Here is a 17,074-nt window from a genome sequence, read left to right as displayed (position 1 = left end):
CGCTACCTGATACGTAGAAGTTTAGTCGTAAGACCACGTAACTCTATGGTTTTATTTCACTAATTGGATAGGAAGTGTGACATGAAAGACAAATGCTTATCCCTAGTTATTCAGAGAGGCGTTAGGCGAAACCCTAGCCCTCAAAGCGTCAAGTTTATTGCACTCGTGTAAGCTTGAGCACTGCTTTCGAGCGGCGGCAGTTCGTCAAGGTGTGATGGTAGTGCTTAACGAAATCACGAGATTTTTTTTATCTCTAGTTTATCTAAATAACTCAGCAATGCTTCTTCAAAGTCCTTTTTGACCAAAGGCTTGGCTATGACGGTGTTCACACCGCTATCTAGAAACTCTTGTTTATTCTCGCTGATCACATCTGCAGTCCAACCAAAAATGAAAATACTATCACCGTACTTTCTTCGGAGTTCTGCGGCGGTGGTTGGTCCATTCATAACAGGCATATGATTGTCTAGTATCACTAGGTTGAACTTAGACGGGTCGAACATCTCTAAACATTCTGCACCGTTAGAACAACTCTCTACCTCAATCGACAAAGACTGACAGAACTTACCCGCAACGATACGATTTATCGCATTGTCATCAACCAAAAGTACTTTATAAACAGAAAAATCGGCGTTGATTGGATCAAGGCGAGACAACTGTTCGCTCTGTTCGACAATAGATGAAAGAGGTAGCTTAACGGTGAACGTTGAGCCCACGCCAAGTTGGCTAGATACGTTTATCTCTCCGCCCATGAGCAACGTCAGACTTTTCACGATAGAGAGCCCTAACCCAGTGCCGCCAAACTGACGCGTCGTCGACGTCTCTGCTTGCTCGAACTTTTCAAAGACACTATCAATTCGATCGGGTGCGATGCCAATACCGGTATCTTGAACCGTGAGTTCACACTCTCCTTGAAGCGGTGTTGATACCGTTACGGTTATTCTCCCTTTTTGGGTGAACTTTAGCGCATTTCCGACTAAGTTGAGCAATATCTGCCTTAGCCTGACCTGATCGCCAATAAACTGTTTATTTGGATCTGTGTTGTCGACTATCTCGAACAGGAGCCCTTTTTCTGAGCACAAGCTTTGATAGGTATTATTTACTGGAGACAGTATCTCCTGCATCTTAAAATGCGAGTGTTCCAAAACCAACGCTTGATTCTCGATTTTTGAGATATCTAGAATATCATTCAAAATGGATATCAAATGATTTCCCGAACTAAGAATTAGCTGAAGCGCTTCCCTATGCTTATGGTCAGTGATCTCTTTTTCGAGTATTTGTGTTAGACCAAGCACACCATTCATAGGTGTGCGTATTTCATGACTCATCGTGGCAAGAAAAGCTGACTTGGCTTCGTTAGCGGCGTTCGCCTCTTTCGCAGTAGCCATGAGTTTGCTTTCCAGTTTTTTGTATTCAGTCACGTCTCTTTCGATGGCAATGAACCGGTCAATTGCGCCATCTTGATCCGTTATCGGGGTAATATCTATATCAACCCAGTATTCATTTCCTTTGGAATCATAGTTCAGGATCTCCGCCTTGATTGGTAGGCCCTGCGACAAAGACTTTGCTATCCGAATCACGGTATTGGCATCCGTTTTATCACCTTGTAGAAACTGACCTGGTTTCTTACCTTGAACACTTTCTAAAGCGTACCCCGTCATCTCTTCAAACGCTCTATTTACCCATTCAATAGCACCATGCCTATCCGTGATCACCACAGCATCTCGCGCTGCTTTCACCACGGTCGCGAGAATCTTACTTTCTCTCTCTCGTTCAATCAGTTCACTGTTTTTGGTCGCGAGTTCTTTTTGAGATATTTCGAGCTCTCGATGCGGGTTCACAAGAACCTTGTTTCCTGCAAACAGAACAAATAAGAAACTGATACCCATGACCACGGCGATGGCGTCATAGATGTAACTCATAAAGCTATCAGATTGCAGCTTAAGGAAATCGGGATTTATCCCCTGCATCAGCGTCAACCCCGCCGTTGCAATCTGCGTGTTGTTGACCAGCCAAGAATCAAGATTATTTTGATTAATATAATCCGATACGCTGCCCTGTGTAAGCGCATACCAGCGCTCTTTTGGATCAATCAGGTCTCCAAACAGTTCATCATAATCGACTGGCGTTTCACCAAAAACCATCCCAATAAAGCGACCTTCACTCATTACTGGCATGAAGATCTTAATGCATATATGGTCTGTGTCATTGTGAAGCAGGTAGACGGGAGGTGGCGTAATCAAGTCAGAAGCCTGCTGCTTCATGGAATCAAAAATGCGGTTCTCATTGGCACGTGAAGGGTGACGAAACTTATCTTCAAAAAGAACCGTTCTCTCTTTGTTAAAAACGGCAAACAGAACAGAGCGACTGTCTCCTTCATATCGATGAAGCGTAGCATCGATATTTACCTCACTTTCACCCTCCAATAGAGCGATGATGTCATTATTACTGGAAGCAAGTTTTACACGCGCTTTTGCATTATCCAAATACTCTTCTACGAACAGCTTGGCTGCTTGTAATTCTAACTTTGTGCCTGAGTTTTGAAGATAATCTATGGCATGTTTAGACTCTCGCCCCAGAATAACGATGGATGCGACAGTAAATACACATATCACGAAAACGGTGTAGATGAATACCAGTGTTCTTCCACTTAGCCCCTTGAGTGTTGGCACTTTAAATCCCTTTTTTAAGTCCGCTACTATCAATCTAGGAGGTTTTACGTGGAAATAAAGAACTACCTCCCTAAAAGCCCTCGGATAGTTAACGACTTAGGGCAAATACCGCTTGCCCGCACGTCAAGTTCTACTGCGTCACTCATCGATGCCAAACAGGCAACTAATCACATCTTAAGACCTAAAGAATTTTTCTTAATTTTCTTTACCTTACCCTCCTAAGTCACCATTTAGCGTCTATATTTCTCTAAGGGAATATCTCTAAAATCAAGGACGATGAATAGCAAAGCGCGATTTGCCACCAAAGTGGCGCTAGGTCTTACTCTCGCCTATCTCATACCTTTTGCTATGGGATGGCCACAAGCTTCTACTGCGGCAACAACCGTGATGCTTATTGCATCGACGGGGAGTCAGCGTGAGTCATTCGAAAAAGGAACGCTAAGGGTGCTTGGAACTATAGTGGGCGCGGTGGTAGGTCTCATTTTAGTTGGCGCTTTTGCACAAGACCGCTTTCTGTATATGTTTAGCGTATCTATTGTGGTCTCGTTTATTTTCTATTTCCGAAACGCTTATCAAAGTGACCCTACTCTACTCATGCTCACCGCAGTGATGACCTTGATGATGTCCAACGGCGGCGATGCCGAAGGTGCCTTTCTGTACGGTGTTGATAGAGCGTATATGACGGTATTTGGGGTGGTAACTTATACCTTGGTGGGTGTCTATCTTTTCCCAAGCAAAGCCGAGCAGAACCTATCGGCATTACTACAAGAGACGCTGTCAATTCAGCAGCAAACCTTTACCCAAATCTCGGAATCACTTCCGGGGATGATCAAGCCTGAGACTTCCGCTGCGGCAGATGCGTCTTCCAGTGACAATGAAACTGAACATGAACCTACCGAAGAAGCGAGCCCCTCGCTTGATGAGCTTATTGAAAAGCTATTTACCGCTCAAAGCACACTTGAACAGCGTTTCAGTGTGGTCAAAAAAGAAAGCAGTGAGATCGCGGCTTATCTTCAAGAATGGAGATTGGTGATTCACCATAGTCAGAAGATAACGCAACTACTCGCCACTGCCTCTAATGCACGCTTTAACCACAATGACACGGAAAATTACCTCTCTGATTTTCCCGTTTTCATTGAACAAATCGATCATCTTTTGCAGCAAAGCCAACAGTTTTTAGTTTCGCCGGAAACCGGAGAGACCTTCCGATTCAAAGAGAATAAATTAAAGGCTAATGAAGAAAAACTATCTGGCAGCGACCACCTGACGCGAGCCTCTGTCTTAACGTTAGGCTACCTGCTAAATCGACTCTACGACAACGCCAGCAAACTTGCTGAATCAATAAGCTGTATTGACTCCATCACTAAGACTGTTTCTTTCAAAGAACAGCTCGCACCCTCTCAAAGTGCTTTTTTGTGGTGGGACGCTGAGAACTTTAAAACAGCCATTAAGGTGTTTGTCACTTATTGGGTCGCAGGTGGGCTTTGGATTGCGTTCAACCCTCCTGGTGGTTATAGCTTTGTTATCTTCTCGACGATTTTTATGGCGGTGCTCTCTTTTATGCCGCTGCACCCCAAAGCACTTGGTTTTCTGTTTACTTTTGGTTTTCTGTTTGCCATTCCAGCCTATGTGTTTATCTTGCCACAGCTAGAGCTCGGTATTGAGTTAGCGCTGTTCTTATTTATCTATACCTTTGTTGGTTTTTATCTGTTTAAAGGACCTATCACCATCTTCTTTATGTTAGGGATGTTTGTGTTGGGCATAGACAACACCATGACCTATCACTTTGGCATCATTCTAACCATCATAACGCTGTTCTACCTTGTGGTGCTGATGATTGTGTTTTCTCACTACTTCCCGTTTTCTAGCAAGGCAGAACATCTTTTCTTGGCCGTCCGACAGCGACTATTCTTCCACCTTTATCGCTTGCTACTCACAATGCAAAACCTTAAACCTACTTGGTTGACGCGCTTAACGCTCGCGCTGCATTTGAAAACCGCCAATGTGGCGTCCAAGAAGCTATTGCTGTGGGCAAGTAAGGTCGATGTCAGTTACTTCAACAACAACACTCAAGAGCAACTAGTTCTCTATGCCAAACGCTGTGGGGTGTTAATGGGACACGCCAACAATCTGGTTGCGGCACAAACAATTCTGAAAAATAACTCATTGATTACTAAGCTTAGAGAGACGCATATCGACACGGTTCTGCCGAGCTTGGTAGAAGTTCATGGCAAGGCGAAGCCAGATAGTGGTGACCATTTTGACAACGCTGAGCAAGAGTACACAAAAGCCGAACAAGCACTGGAAGCTTTCTTTGAGTCGCTCGATTTGGACCAAGTAAACAAAAATGACATCGCAGGTTTTTATCTCTTTCTTCACCTAAAAAGAAACCTGTATGAGTCACTAAAGAATGTTGAGGAAGCCAGTCAAGGTATCGATCTGGACAATCTCAAGATGCATCGATTTTAGGGATAAAATAATGATGACTCATCGGCTGATAATAGCCTCTTTCACAACACTGATAATGACTGCCTGCACGACGCTGGGTCCAGAGTTTGAGCCAGGTAGTAACGTCGCGCTCCCTCAGTCATGGAGTGACAGTGAAATGGCATCGAGCACTGCGTCGACGGCCAACTGGTGGCAGCAGTTTAATGATCCGACACTTGATCAATTTGTCGAACGCGCAGCTAAACAAAATCTCGATGTTGAAGCTGCCGGATTAAGAATTTTACAAGCGAGAGCTGTCCTTGGGATTGCTGATGGCTTGCGCTACCCACAGGTACAAACTGTGTCGGGTAATCTAGCAAGAGCTTATGTGAGTGAAAGTTCTTTTAATAATGCGGCACTGACTTTCGATGCAGGTTGGGAAATGGATGTCTGGGGTAAGTACGCGCGCGGAATCGAAGCCGCCCAAGCCACCTATTACGCGTCTATCGCATCCTACAACGACATACTCGTAACCATCACTTCCGAAGTCGCACGAAACTACATTAACTATCGCTCGTTCCAAGAGCGCATGTTGCTCTCTCAGAGAAACATTGAGATTCAGGAGCGAGTGGTCAATATTACTCGCGTCCAATTCGAGTCTGGTAACGTCACCGAGCTCGATGTCCAACAAGCACGAAACCAGCTATTTACCACCAAAGCTGCCCTACCCGCACTTGAAATAGCCATGCTACAAGCTAGAAACGCACTTGCCGTATTACTTGGCATACTGCCAGAGCAAGTGGACCCTTTGTTAGAAGATGGCATGACGCAAAGGCTTGCGGAGTATGAGCAACGTTTTCGTTCATCGGGGTCAAAGTCGCTGATCTCCGAGAATGAAGATGGCTCAATCGTACCTGAGGCGCCTGCCCTAAACTCAACGATTGATGCCAGTTTGGTCATGAGGCGTCCTGATCTCCAAGTTGCGCAATTGCAGGCCCACGCACAAAGTGCACAAATTGGTGTCGCTGAAACGGCCCTTTATCCAAGCTTCTCTCTATTTGGCTCTATCGGTATCGATAGTTCGGTGCCATCAGGTTCCAGCTTTAGCTTCAATGATTCGTTGACGCTCGTCGCTGGTCCTGCATTTAGTTGGAACATTTTTCAATATGGGCGGGTAAAGAATAACATTCGTCTCGAAGATGCGCGCTTCCAAGAAACGATGACCAACTACAACAAGAAAGTGCTTCAGGCAGTGCAGGAAGTCACTAATGCAATAGAAGCGTATGAGCTCTATGTAGAGCAAAAAGCGCTACGGCTACAATCGGTCAACGCCTCTGTTCGAGCATTCAATATCTCTTTAACACAGTATGAGAACGGTCAAATCTCCTTCGAGCGTCTGCTGAACTCTGTCGAAAAGATGACGCGCAGCGAAGATAGCTACGCCCAAATAAAAGGCAATGTCGCCAATCAGGTCGTCGCCCTATACAAATCATTGGGTGGCGGCTGGCAGGTTCAATCAGGACAAGCGTTTGTCTCGCCCGACAATATCCAAAAGATGCAAGAACGCATCGACTGGGGCACTCAGTTAGACGAAGAAAATACGGTACTCCCACCTCTTACCATCAGGACAGGGGCACCCGTCACGACGGGTACCGATGAGTCAGCCTCCGCCACCACTGAGGAGGGCCAATAAATGCCACATGAACTCGCTTGGGGCGACGTTTATTTCTCCCCCCTGTTACTCGTCGTGTGTATGGCAATTATTGCCACTTGGATTACCGTCATCATCATGAACAAAACCAAGCTGGCGCGTTTTGTTGCGTTTCCATCACTCACTTTTCTCGCCATCGTCGTGATGTATGTAGTGGCGATCGATCATTTTATTCTCAGGTTTTAGGAGCCGCTTAAATGAAGAAGACGATTATCATCATCCTAAACCTCATTCTCCTTGGTGGAGCCGCTTGGTTTGGATACCAAAAGTATCAAGACTATTTCAACAACCCATGGACCCGAGATGGCCAAGTTCGAGCCAACATTATTAAAGTGGCACCTCGTGTTTCGGGACCAATAGTCAATGTCGCCATAATCGATAACCAAAGGGTGAACAAAGGTGACTTACTGTTTGAAATCGACCCAGAAACCTACCAAGTGGCGTTAGCCCAAGCAGAGGTCGCTCTTCAGCAGTCGATTATTAGCTCTAAAGGAAAAAAGATTGAGTACGACCGATTGCTCGATATTCGTAAAAAAGACAAAGGCGCAGTCTCACATAAAGACCTAATTAGACGAGAGATCTCCTATCAAGAGTCGCTTCTAAAAATCAAAGCGTCTGAAGAGAAGCTCAAATCAGCTAAGCTCAATCTGAGCTACACCAAAGTTGTCGCCTCTGTAGATGGTTTTGTTTCAAACCTCGACATACGAACCGGCACTCAAGCCGTGGCCAACCAACCCTTAGTAGCGCTCATTGATGAAAACAGCTTCTGGGTCTTCGGCTTCTTTAGAGAGAACCAACTCCCTCAGATACAACCAGGAAGCGAGGCTCGAGTCACTTTAATGTCCCACCCTGACACGCCCATTGACGCGACGGTAGACTCAATCGGTTGGGGCATCGCACCTAAAGATGGCACGGTCGGGTACAACTTGCTGCCAAACGTTAATCCAGTATTCCAGTGGATCCGACTGGCTCAGCGTATTCCAGTTCGAATCTCTCTAAATGAACTTCCAGAAGGCGTGCACCTACGATTTGGGCTATCAGCTTCTATCATGGTAATAGAGGAACAGAACGAATAATGTCATTGAGCAAGGACAGATAAAATGAAAGTGGGAAAACGGCTTGAAAACATCAATGAAGGAAACAACTTCTTCTACTTAACCGTTGCACTCGTCGCTCTACTCATCAGCTCAGGTCTTGCTGAAGTAGTTGGTAGTGGATGGATAGATCGAGTGTTGCAGTTATTTATTATCGTGGTCTTTATCGTCTGTTTTGCCAGCCTGCGCTTTGACAAGAACTGGTCACGACTTTTAAAAACTCTCGCAACATGCTGGGTTATCGCCACGTTAGTAAAACTGATCTTTGATATTCGTGAGATGGATGTCCTTATGCTCGCTCTCACCTTCAGCTTTTTCTTTGGCACCTTTAAGTCGACAGCGAAACAAGTGCTGTTCCATGGTGAAGTGAATACCAATAAAGTGGTGGGCTCAGTCGCATTATTTCTGCTGCTCGGTCTAATGTGGGCTATCGTTTATTTAATAATCATTGAATATTCACCCAATGCATTTACTGGACTAGAAGCCATTTCGTGGGGAGAAAATTTCTCAAACGCAGCCTATTTCAGTTTCGTAACGTTAACAACCTTGGGCTATGGTGATATCAGCCCAATCAGTCCACTGGCACAAGTAGTGGTGTATTTAGAAGCGATCGTCGGCGTATTTTATATGGCCATCGTCGTGTCGAGTTTAGTCAGTGCAAATTTGGAACACAGGGAAAAAAACAATGGATAGACAAACCGAACAACGTCAAAGCAAGCTCTTTGTCAATAATATGGTGGAGTCGGCCATTCGGATCGGCTTACTCGTTCTTTTACTCAGTTTTACCTACGACATTATTAAGCCATTTATTATCCCAGTGCTATGGGGGGCCATTATTGCCGTTGCACTGCTACCTTTAACGAAAAAGCTTGAACGTTCGTTAGGAGGTAAACGCGGTCTAGCCTCAACGCTTGTTGCATTGATTGGCATTTCAGTGTTAGTTATTCCGTTTGTATTGGTTTCCGGATCAATCTATGACGGTGTCGCACATACAACCGAAGTTCTTCAGGGTGGTGAAATAAAGATCCCAGGTCCCACTGCGAAAGTTACCGAGATACCAATTATTGGTGACAAGCTATATAGCATTTGGAACTTGTTCGCGACCAACCTCGAAAAAGGCATTCAGCAATTCTTACCTGAAATAAAAGGCTTCCTTGGTACCATCGCCTCAATTCTTGGCGGCGCACTAACAAGTTTGATCATGTTTATTATTTCACTCGCGATCGCTGGCGGCTTTATGGCGCACGCAGAGAAAATATCGGGGGCACTCGAAACCGTTGCGGTTCGAGCGGTAGGTAAAAAGGCCGAACAGTGGGCGAACCTGATGGCAGCGACGATTCGTAGCGTGTTACTTGGTGTGGTAGGTGTCGCCTTTATCCAATCTGCAATCATCGGCGCGGCGATGTTTGTATTCCAAGTGCCTGCCGCAGGTTTGCTGACACTAGCAACACTCATCCTATGTATCGCGCAACTTCCAGCCCTACTGATTGTTGCCCCAGTCATTTTCTATGTGTATTCCACAGGCGATGGCACCAGTACAACTATCTTCACGATTTGGGCATTAGCAGGTGGCCTGTCGGATAACTTCCTCAAACCGATGTTAATGGGACGAGGTGTCGATGTTCCAATGCCAATCATCCTAATCGGTGCTATTGGCGGCATGTTGTTTGCTGGGATCATCGGTTTGTTCTTAGGTGCTATTGTTCTAGCAATTTGGTACGAACTCTTCTTATTCTGGATAAACTACGAATCGCAAAGTGAGCTTTCAGAACAGCCAGAGCAAGCTGAGAGCGCTGAGAACTACAGGATATAGACACGAAAAGCGGGGCTAAGAGCCCCGCTTGTTTTTCCTACTACAATTTGAAGCCTTGCAAAATTCGCTGCTGCTTCTCTATTTCAACCAGTTGTATGTTCATATGACTGTTCGTCTCTTCCGCCTGTACGGTGACCTGCTGGCTAAGTTTACTGATTTGCTGTGTATTTCTACTCACTTCTACGGAGACACTGCTTTGCTCTTCGGCCGCAGTGGCAATCTGCCCGGTACACACTGAGATATTTTCAATATTCTGCTGCACAAGATTGAGTAACTGTGTCGCTGCCCGCGCTGAACTCACAGCATCTTTGACGTTGTTCTCACTAACTCCTATCGCCTTCGACATTGAGCCAGTGGTCAGCAAAAGTTGGTCTATCTTAGTGTGGATTTCTTTGGTTGCCTCTTGAGTTTTTAAAGACAAAAGTCGCACATGGTCAGCAACGACCGCAAAGCCTCTGCCTGCCTCACCTGCTCTTGCTGCCTCAATGGTGGCGTTGAGAGCCAGCAAGTTGGTTTGGTTGGCAATCTCATTGATCACTTCAAGAATGCTGCCAATACTTTTCGTATTCTCTACCAATGTATCCGATTGGGTCGAAACCAAATCTACGTTATCTGATAAGCGCTCGATATTGCTCTCAGTCTCTTTAACAACTTCAACACTATTGAAGACATTGGTCTTTGCATCATTAGCACTCTGAGCAGCGTCTAATGTACTTTGCGCCGTTTCTTCGGCCGCTACGGTCATTTGACCGACTGCCGCAGCTAGACCATTGAGTTCAACCATTTGCTTGTTTACATTATGCTCAGTGTCGTGTGCGGCATTCTTTGTCAGTATCGCCTGGTTTTTTACGACTAAAGATAGCTCCTTAGATGCCGAAATCTGGCTCTGAAGATTGGTGACAAATTTATTAAAATGAGTTGCTAACTCGGCAAACTCTCTATCGGTATCCGTTCTTAATCTGTGTGTTAAATCCGCTTTACCGGAAGCCACATTTTTTAAAGCAGCATTGAGTTCCCCCACGGGCCTAAACAAGTGACGCATTACGACGAATAGAACAAGTGTGATAATGATGACTAAGACAGCGGTGAAGGCCAGTGTCTTTTTGATAAGTTGAGAAAAGTCAGAAAACGCGAGTTTTTCGTTGACCACAGCCCCTACGTACCAATCTGAGTCTGAAACTTTCTCCAGGCTCATCAGATAATTAACGTTATCAATCATGACTTCTGAAACACCGCTTTCAACGTCAACATTAGGCGCAAAATCCGTCACATGACGGCCATTAAAGGTATCATTCGGATGAGCAATAATGGTTCCATCGCTGGTTACCATGAACATGTAACCCGTGCCGAACAAATCCGTTTGATTCATCAAGCCGACCAACGGACTGAGTGAAACATCAAACACGGCATTACCAATCAATTGATTGTCGATATCTACCAAAGAGGACGCTACCGATATGATCATTTGTCGAGTCGAAGAGTCGATATAAGGCTTAGTGATGACAATATCACTAGCGTTAGTCGCTGCTACATACCAAGGCCGACTCCGAACATCGTAGTTCTTATCTGGCGTCCAGTTATTGTTTGACAGAAGATTACCTGAGCTCTCGTAACCGATTCCAATCGCCTGAAAGCTGCTTTTTAATGCTGGCGCGGTAATAGTTTTGAGCGCCAATTCTGTATTTGTAGCATCGATAACATTGAGTGAATGTATGACAGACTTCACCAACTCGCGTTTGGCAAGCAGCTCATGGGCGATGGTAAAACTGATGCTTTTAGTCAGCTCTTGGATGTTTTGTTCGGTATGCTTTTTAAAGGTTTGATTGGTGAAATAGTAATTCACACCGCCGACTAATGTCACAACAAACACAAATAGTAGGCTAGACGTGAGAACAACTTTTGACTGAAACTTCATTGATATATTTGTAAATAGCTATTATTTTCAAACAATATACCGTTTAGAAACGAAGTATTGGTTATATTAAATATAACCAATACTCTACTTGAATGGCCTTTACAAAACTGCTGAATCACAACTGATATTTTTCAACCAAAATGCGCTTGTGTTGATAGATGTCGATGAGCTCTTGCTGTGTCTTCCCTTCGTTATCGAAAAACAGCGCTCCTTCACCTTCCAATAACGTGAAGTGCTGAGCGATCATCTCAAGAACTGCCTGTACACGCTTCATTGTCATTGGAGTGCAACTCTTACCATGAAGGTCATCTTCTATATCTAAAACGTGGGAACGAAACATCTCAACAAGGTAAAGCTGTTCCAACAAAGCGCGGTCGTCCAGTGCCTGTTGATATCTATTTCTCAATGATACCGTTAGCGCTATAACCTCATCGCTCCCATTCTCTTTCTTCAGCCAAGCTAGTTTTGCTTCAAGGGCAATGTGGGCAGCTTGCTTAACCGTTCGAAAGACACTAATCCGGTCTTGATCATTCCCACTGTAATCCAGTGCCCAACCGGAAAAAAACCGAGTCTCAAAGCGCTCACAGAACTGAAATAGAGGCGCATTAATACCATCGCTATTAAACTCATGACGCGGCTCAAATGGGTACATATAACCAAAATCAAAAAGCTTGAGCTGGTTGTTTTCGTCTAGCAGCAAGTTACCCGAACACAAATCCCATTCGAAGAGTCCAGCTTGCTCACACGAGACTAACGTAGAGAATAAGTCGTTAAGGAGCTTTGGTGTGGGTTTAAAAGGAGTCCCTTCAATCCACTCAGATAAGATAATCCCGATCCGATAGTCCGCGTAGACTGTCTCAACGATACAGCGAAAATCATCCGCGGTAGTAGGATCGTTTTTAAGTTTGTGAAAGTCTGCACGGCGCTGGACTTCATTTAGGAAAGAGTATTCACCATCAAGGTTCTGCACTCTGGCTATGGGGCGTTTTTTCTTGAGCGTATAATCTTTACCGTCAATACGTATGTGAAATACTTCAGCCGTGAGCCCACTATCAAACGTTTCTACGACATAATGTGAATCGGAAGTCGTTTGTGCCAACTCGCCCGGAGAGATAGGACAATGACGTTTGTCACCGACAATGAGTGGCTTTCCGCTTTTATCGAATAGTTGCTGTGCTCTCTGACGCTGATTCATTCCCTTGCCTCCGTTCATCTATGAGTGTCTTACCATACACTTACCATGAACAGTTCATATCATCCTCAGGTGATTTAACGGGGGCTTAGTAAAAGGTAGTGCAACAGTACGCCTTCACCAACGTACGAATCATGTATACTTGGTTGCCCCCTTAACTCACCCAGTGCCTAAAGCAGCAGCTCAACAACAAAGCCGAGGCCCGTATTGCAACTGACTAACTTCAAGTACCGTACACGAAAAGGTCCCGACTATCGTCACGGAGATCAGGTCTCTTTTTTGGATATCAAAGAGACATTTGGTATCGGCAGTATTCGTGTCGGTAAATGGGTAAACAATGAAGAGAAAGATCTTGCTGCCAACCTTATCTTCGATTCATTGGCGGACCTTGCGTTCTTTTTAGCTCTACCTTCAAAGGCGGTCGGTTTACGTGGCAACTTGAACCTTGCATTTGGAACTGGGGGGAGAAAGGGCGTTCAAGCGCACTATGCGCCAAATCAAAGAGAGCTCGCCTTAGCAAAGAACGCGGGAGCGGGAGCACTGGCCCACGAATTTTGGCACGCCTATGACCATTACATTGCCGAGAAAGCCTTTGATATTGGCGATCGTTCCGGTCCACAAAAGCGCATTCTATTTGCGAGTGATTGCTGGCTTGCAAATGCGACGCCCTTCCCTCATCTTTTGAATGATAGATTGATGAAGGTATTTGATTCGGTATTTCTTAGTAGTGATGGGCAGGACAGACATGACTACGTGTCACGAAGTGTGAAAGCAGACAAAGCGGTTGGAACGCATTATTTTTCACAGCCGACCGAAATGATGGCACGTGCGTTTGAGGCGGTGGTCGAGTCTTGTTCAGGTATCGAAAACGCGTATCTAGTCTCTGGAACTACACACTCCGATAACATTCATCTTTACCCTGATGTCGCCCATCGACACATTATCAGCGAGGCACTAAAAGCCTACTTTCACCCACTCGGAGAAGCGCTGAGCCGTTAGATACAGCAACGCTGGCTATTTTTTAAAACTGTAACGACCAAAAATAACGTCCTCACGATGATCGAGCCATAACTCCTGCTTTTCCATTACCTTTGAAAACATCGGGCTCTGCAGATAATTGTTAAGCCATGTACGCAGCTTCGGATATGGCGCATCCCTGAACCACTGCTTATCAATGCGGGCGAATTTACGCAAAAACGGCACCAACGCAATATCAACAAGACTCTCTTTCTCTCCGAACAAAAAAGAGTGCTGAGACAATCGTGATTCAAGCAAAGCAAGTTGCACTTCGCAGTCTTTCCTTAGTGATAACATGTTGGTTTCATGGTAACGCTTCGCACATCCAAACGCGTTTAGTGCAGGGTCGAAATCATGCTCAAAGCTTTCGATTGTTGAGAGCATTCGCTCCAGTGCATAGCTATCTTCTGAATACAACAAGTTGTTTGGGTCGCTCTGTCTCAGCGCCCAAACCATAATGTCTAAACTCTGTTCAATGGCTGGCTTGCCGTCTTCGAAAGCCAATACTGGGACTGTTCCTTTGGGAGAGGCTTCTAGCATCTCGACAGGTTTGTTATCGAGTTTTATTGCTCGGATACGTACCTGTAGTTGAGCCTTCACAATGGCTAAACGAGCTCGTATTGCGAACGGACAGTTATGTAGCGAATATAAAATAGGGCGTATTTCACTGTCCATTGCCAATCGTTCCTGCACTCGTTGATTTGGAGACGAATAACTCGCTTTTATTCATCCGACTCTTTGGTATTTCTATCGACGTAAGGCCAATAATGATGCCCCGCGCGAATAATCAAAGTTGCTGCGGCCAAAATGAATGCCGCAACAGATAACCATACGACGAGCGTAGCATCCATCTCTTTCATTCCTAGCGTGATGTATCGAGCAATTGCCATCATAGCAATGTAAATCGGGTAGCGTACGGGTATCTTACCGTTGACCACAAACTGCTGAACCATGGCGAGTACTTCTAGGTAGATAAACATGAGAAGAATATCGGTCAATAGCACTCTTCGCTCGGTGAAGACGTGCATAAACTCTTCGACCATGGCGTAGATGGTCGCCAATGTAATGGCGACAAGCAGCACAGCCTCTAATACATGGAATATTTTTAGAAATGGCTTACTAAACGATTTTGGTAAATGAGAAGGCATAACACTTTAATAAGTTATTGTTAGTTATGTTGTTACTCTAGCACATTTTTATTTCGCCAATGAACCGCTAACGCAACGCATTAGGGAAGCTGATGGCCAAATATCAGTTTGATATCAGGATGCTGTGATGCAAAAGTTTTAATAGAAGCGAGGGTTTCTGCGGCTTGCTGACGTAATTCGCCACTTAGCGCTGCCGGTGCATAGTTATTGTCATAGGCATAGCCGAAATGGCTGGCGTCACCGACAACAAACTTAATGCCTTGTGTTGTATTGAGTAAATATGAAGTATGCCCCTTGGTATGCCCTGGCGTCGATACCGCCCAGACGGCGCCATCTCCAAACACATCAACCACACTTGTAAATGGCGCTATCTTTGAGCCTTTCGTGAAGTCTATGCCGTGCCAATCATAATCCTCAGTAAAGAGCGCAGTATTTGAGAGCCTAGCAATGAAGTCATACTCTTTTTCATCGGCAATGACGGAAGTGCCCGTCGGCAGGTCGCTTATTCCAGAGGAGTGATCCGGGTGAAAATGAGTGACCATTACACCGTTTATTCGACCAACTTTGTGGTTTAGTTGAAGCTCTAGGGACTTCTCCAAGCTGTTTTCAATACCTGAAAGCGAGGCAATGGTCCGCATCAGCCAGTTATAGTTGCCCCCACTATTATTTTTGAACGACTTGGAAAACCCTGCATCGACGAGATACTCGCCATAGACAGGGTGGCGAATCCAGTGACTCAGTACCGGTAGTGCGGTGTAACGTTGCGGATAAGAATCAGGGGCGCCTTGCATTAACAGATTACGGTCCATGACAATTCTACCCACCTGGAGTAGTTTATAGTCGACCATTGCCGCACCTGATAGGGCAGCTTTCCAATCGGTGAACTGAGCTGGCTTGTTTTGCTCTATGGGTTTGATCTCTGCGGGGTAACCTGTAAGCCTGTATACATAGCTTGTCAATGTAACAAGTACAATGGCCAAAAGAGCAAATAGTCCTTTTAAAATCTTCATAATCCCTCTTAACTTGATGATGTTTTTTCGGGAGTATAAAGTTTGGCGTATACGTCAGAGTCAACAGCTATTATCAATTCTCTGTTGAACATCCAACTCTAGCTTATTCAGTCTCTCCAATAATCTTTGTTTCTGAACAATCTCTTGTGACAAGGTCACTTTCCTCTCCACAATCACCTTTAAGCTCGCTTTGCAGCGCTCGCCTTTTGGTGCATCGAAAAACTGAATGAGCTCACCGATTTCGGCTAAGGTCAAACCGATCTGCTTACAACGACCTATAAAGAGCATACGCGAATGAGCATCCTGATTAAAAACGCGATAGCGCCCTTCCCTCTCTTGCGTCGGGAGTAATCCAATTGACTCATAGTGACGAAGTGTTCGCTCGCTCACCTCATGTTGTTTTGCAAAAGCGCCTATACGCATAAATCTTTTCTCGGTTGGTTTCATTGCGGATCACTATATTTCTGCTCTGCCCCCCTGCTCTATTTGCGCGGTAAAACTGCGATCAAGTTACCATTTATAATGAAAACGTCAGAGAAACCTCGAATAGCAGCAAATATTTCCTAGATTGTTTGCACGTGGCATTTATCGAGACTTTAAACATGAGTGAAAATCAAAGACAACACTATCGCCTAAATTATCCGACGCCTGAGCGGCCAACACTAAATCTGTCCCAGCAGAGCTTTGAGGTGCTACAAATCGCAGAAAGTAGCATAGTCATTTCGACTGCTGAAAATGGGCTCAACAGTGAGTATATATTTCAGGGTGAAATCTCATTCAATGACGGGACTAGTGACACGATCGCTGGCACGATATTAAAAGATAGCGATGAGCAGGCGGTGATTAGCCTGACCGAAACCTTATCGTTTAAAAGGCTTATGTCTGAGCAGCGGAGAATAAAGATCAAGTATCCCGCCTTTGACTTTAGCTAAATTCGATAAACCGCTAGTGATGCCACGCATAAAAAAAGCAGTATCGAGAAACCTGAAAAGGAGCCTCAGATACTGCTTAAATGACCTCTTAGTAGAGGCTTACCGAGTGTTCATTTCCCAACAACTAAAGTGATGAGAAAACAGAC

15 protein-coding genes are annotated in these 17,074 nt (G+C 45.0%); 8 read left to right on the top strand and 7 right to left on the bottom strand.

Features of this window, described 5'->3' with window-relative positions:
* Positions 1-233: 233 nt before the first annotated feature.
* Complete coding sequence (locus J4N45_RS06710; protein ID WP_252014214.1) at positions 234-2,669, bottom strand: PAS domain-containing hybrid sensor histidine kinase/response regulator; 2,436 nt, start codon at positions 2,667-2,669, stop codon at positions 234-236.
* Positions 2,670-2,945: 276 nt separating this feature from the next.
* On the opposite strand from J4N45_RS06710, the gene J4N45_RS06705 reads away from it, so the two are divergent.
* The 6 genes from J4N45_RS06705 to J4N45_RS06680 are packed head-to-tail and all read left to right on the top strand — an operon-like array spanning position 2,946 to position 9,714.
* Positions 2,946-5,138, top strand: coding sequence for an FUSC family protein (locus J4N45_RS06705; protein ID WP_252014213.1), 2,193 nt, complete (start codon positions 2,946-2,948; stop codon positions 5,136-5,138).
* A 13-nt stretch (positions 5,139-5,151) separates the two neighbouring features.
* Positions 5,152-6,789, top strand: coding sequence for a TolC family protein (locus J4N45_RS06700; protein WP_503056853.1), 1,638 nt, complete (start codon positions 5,152-5,154; stop codon positions 6,787-6,789).
* Entirely contained in the window at positions 6,790-6,993 is a 204-nt protein-coding gene (locus tag J4N45_RS06695) for a DUF1656 domain-containing protein (RefSeq protein WP_128650040.1), read from the top strand.
* Between the two features lie 11 nt (positions 6,994-7,004).
* Entirely contained in the window at positions 7,005-7,883 is an 879-nt protein-coding gene (locus tag J4N45_RS06690) for an HlyD family secretion protein (protein WP_252014211.1), read from the top strand.
* 24 nt (positions 7,884-7,907) lie between these two features.
* A complete protein-coding gene (locus tag J4N45_RS06685) occupies positions 7,908-8,594 on the top strand; it encodes a potassium channel family protein (RefSeq protein ID WP_252014210.1) in 687 nt (228 codons plus the stop codon).
* Complete coding sequence (locus tag J4N45_RS06680; protein WP_252014209.1) at positions 8,587-9,714, top strand: AI-2E family transporter; 1,128 nt, start codon at positions 8,587-8,589, stop codon at positions 9,712-9,714. The genes J4N45_RS06685 and J4N45_RS06680 overlap by 8 nt, the downstream gene beginning before the upstream one ends.
* Positions 9,715-9,754: 40 nt before the next feature.
* On the opposite strand, the gene J4N45_RS06675 is transcribed toward J4N45_RS06680, so the two are convergent.
* Positions 9,755-11,629, bottom strand: coding sequence for a methyl-accepting chemotaxis protein (locus J4N45_RS06675; RefSeq protein ID WP_252014208.1), 1,875 nt, complete (start codon positions 11,627-11,629; stop codon positions 9,755-9,757).
* 115 nt (positions 11,630-11,744) lie between these two features.
* Positions 11,745-12,824, bottom strand: coding sequence for a protein kinase family protein (locus J4N45_RS06670; protein WP_252014207.1), 1,080 nt, complete (start codon positions 12,822-12,824; stop codon positions 11,745-11,747).
* Between the two features lie 204 nt (positions 12,825-13,028).
* Between J4N45_RS06670 and J4N45_RS06665 the strand changes: the two genes are divergently transcribed.
* Entirely contained in the window at positions 13,029-13,820 is a 792-nt protein-coding gene (locus J4N45_RS06665) for a CLCA_X family protein (RefSeq protein ID WP_252014206.1), read from the top strand.
* Between the two features lie 15 nt (positions 13,821-13,835).
* On the opposite strand, the gene J4N45_RS06660 is transcribed toward J4N45_RS06665, so the two are convergent.
* From J4N45_RS06660 to J4N45_RS06645, 4 genes are all read right to left on the bottom strand, one after another.
* Complete coding sequence (locus J4N45_RS06660; RefSeq protein WP_252014205.1) at positions 13,836-14,513, bottom strand: glutathione S-transferase; 678 nt, start codon at positions 14,511-14,513, stop codon at positions 13,836-13,838.
* Positions 14,514-14,560: 47 nt separating this feature from the next.
* Entirely contained in the window at positions 14,561-14,986 is a 426-nt protein-coding gene (locus J4N45_RS06655) for a phosphate-starvation-inducible protein PsiE (RefSeq protein WP_252014204.1), read from the bottom strand.
* A gap of 80 nt (positions 14,987-15,066) precedes the next feature.
* Positions 15,067-15,996, bottom strand: coding sequence for an MBL fold metallo-hydrolase (locus J4N45_RS06650; protein ID WP_252014203.1), 930 nt, complete (start codon positions 15,994-15,996; stop codon positions 15,067-15,069).
* A 60-nt stretch (positions 15,997-16,056) separates the two neighbouring features.
* On the bottom strand, positions 16,057-16,419 hold the full coding sequence (locus J4N45_RS06645; RefSeq protein WP_252014202.1) for a MerR family transcriptional regulator: 363 nt from the start codon (positions 16,417-16,419) through the stop codon (positions 16,057-16,059).
* Positions 16,420-16,598: 179 nt separating this feature from the next.
* Here J4N45_RS06645 and J4N45_RS06640 point away from each other — a divergent pair, with 179 nt between their 5' ends.
* Positions 16,599-16,928: a hypothetical protein gene (locus tag J4N45_RS06640; protein WP_252014201.1), complete on the top strand. Its 330-nt coding sequence runs from the start codon at positions 16,599-16,601 to the stop codon at positions 16,926-16,928.
* Positions 16,929-17,074: the final 146 nt, after the last annotated feature.

It is taken from the genome of Vibrio sp. SCSIO 43140 (assembly GCF_023716585.1).
GTDB lineage: Bacteria > Pseudomonadota > Gammaproteobacteria > Enterobacterales > Vibrionaceae > Vibrio > Vibrio maritimus_B.
This window is presented reverse-complemented; position numbering and strand designations above follow the sequence as displayed.

Bases quoted from the DNA above. Each gene is read 5' to 3' on its own strand.
- J4N45_RS06705 (WP_252014213.1), top strand. From the start codon at position 2,946: ATGAATAGCAAAGCGCGATTTGCCACCAAAGTGGCGCTAGGTCTTACT.
- J4N45_RS06700 (WP_503056853.1), top strand. From the start codon at position 5,152: ATGACTCATCGGCTGATAATAGCCTCTTTCACAACACTGATAATGACT.
- J4N45_RS06695 (WP_128650040.1), top strand. From the start codon at position 6,790: ATGCCACATGAACTCGCTTGGGGCGACGTTTATTTCTCCCCCCTGTTA.
- J4N45_RS06690 (WP_252014211.1), top strand. From the start codon at position 7,005: ATGAAGAAGACGATTATCATCATCCTAAACCTCATTCTCCTTGGTGGA.
- J4N45_RS06685 (WP_252014210.1), top strand. From the start codon at position 7,908: ATGAAAGTGGGAAAACGGCTTGAAAACATCAATGAAGGAAACAACTTC.
- J4N45_RS06680 (WP_252014209.1), top strand. From the start codon at position 8,587: ATGGATAGACAAACCGAACAACGTCAAAGCAAGCTCTTTGTCAATAAT.
- J4N45_RS06675 (WP_252014208.1), bottom strand. From the start codon at position 11,629: ATGAAGTTTCAGTCAAAAGTTGTTCTCACGTCTAGCCTACTATTTGTG.
- J4N45_RS06670 (WP_252014207.1), bottom strand. From the start codon at position 12,824: ATGAATCAGCGTCAGAGAGCACAGCAACTATTCGATAAAAGCGGAAAG.
- J4N45_RS06660 (WP_252014205.1), bottom strand. From the start codon at position 14,513: ATGGACAGTGAAATACGCCCTATTTTATATTCGCTACATAACTGTCCG.
- J4N45_RS06655 (WP_252014204.1), bottom strand. From the start codon at position 14,986: ATGCCTTCTCATTTACCAAAATCGTTTAGTAAGCCATTTCTAAAAATA.
- J4N45_RS06650 (WP_252014203.1), bottom strand. From the start codon at position 15,996: ATGAAGATTTTAAAAGGACTATTTGCTCTTTTGGCCATTGTACTTGTT.
- J4N45_RS06645 (WP_252014202.1), bottom strand. From the start codon at position 16,419: ATGCGTATAGGCGCTTTTGCAAAACAACATGAGGTGAGCGAGCGAACA.
- J4N45_RS06640 (WP_252014201.1), top strand. From the start codon at position 16,599: ATGAGTGAAAATCAAAGACAACACTATCGCCTAAATTATCCGACGCCT.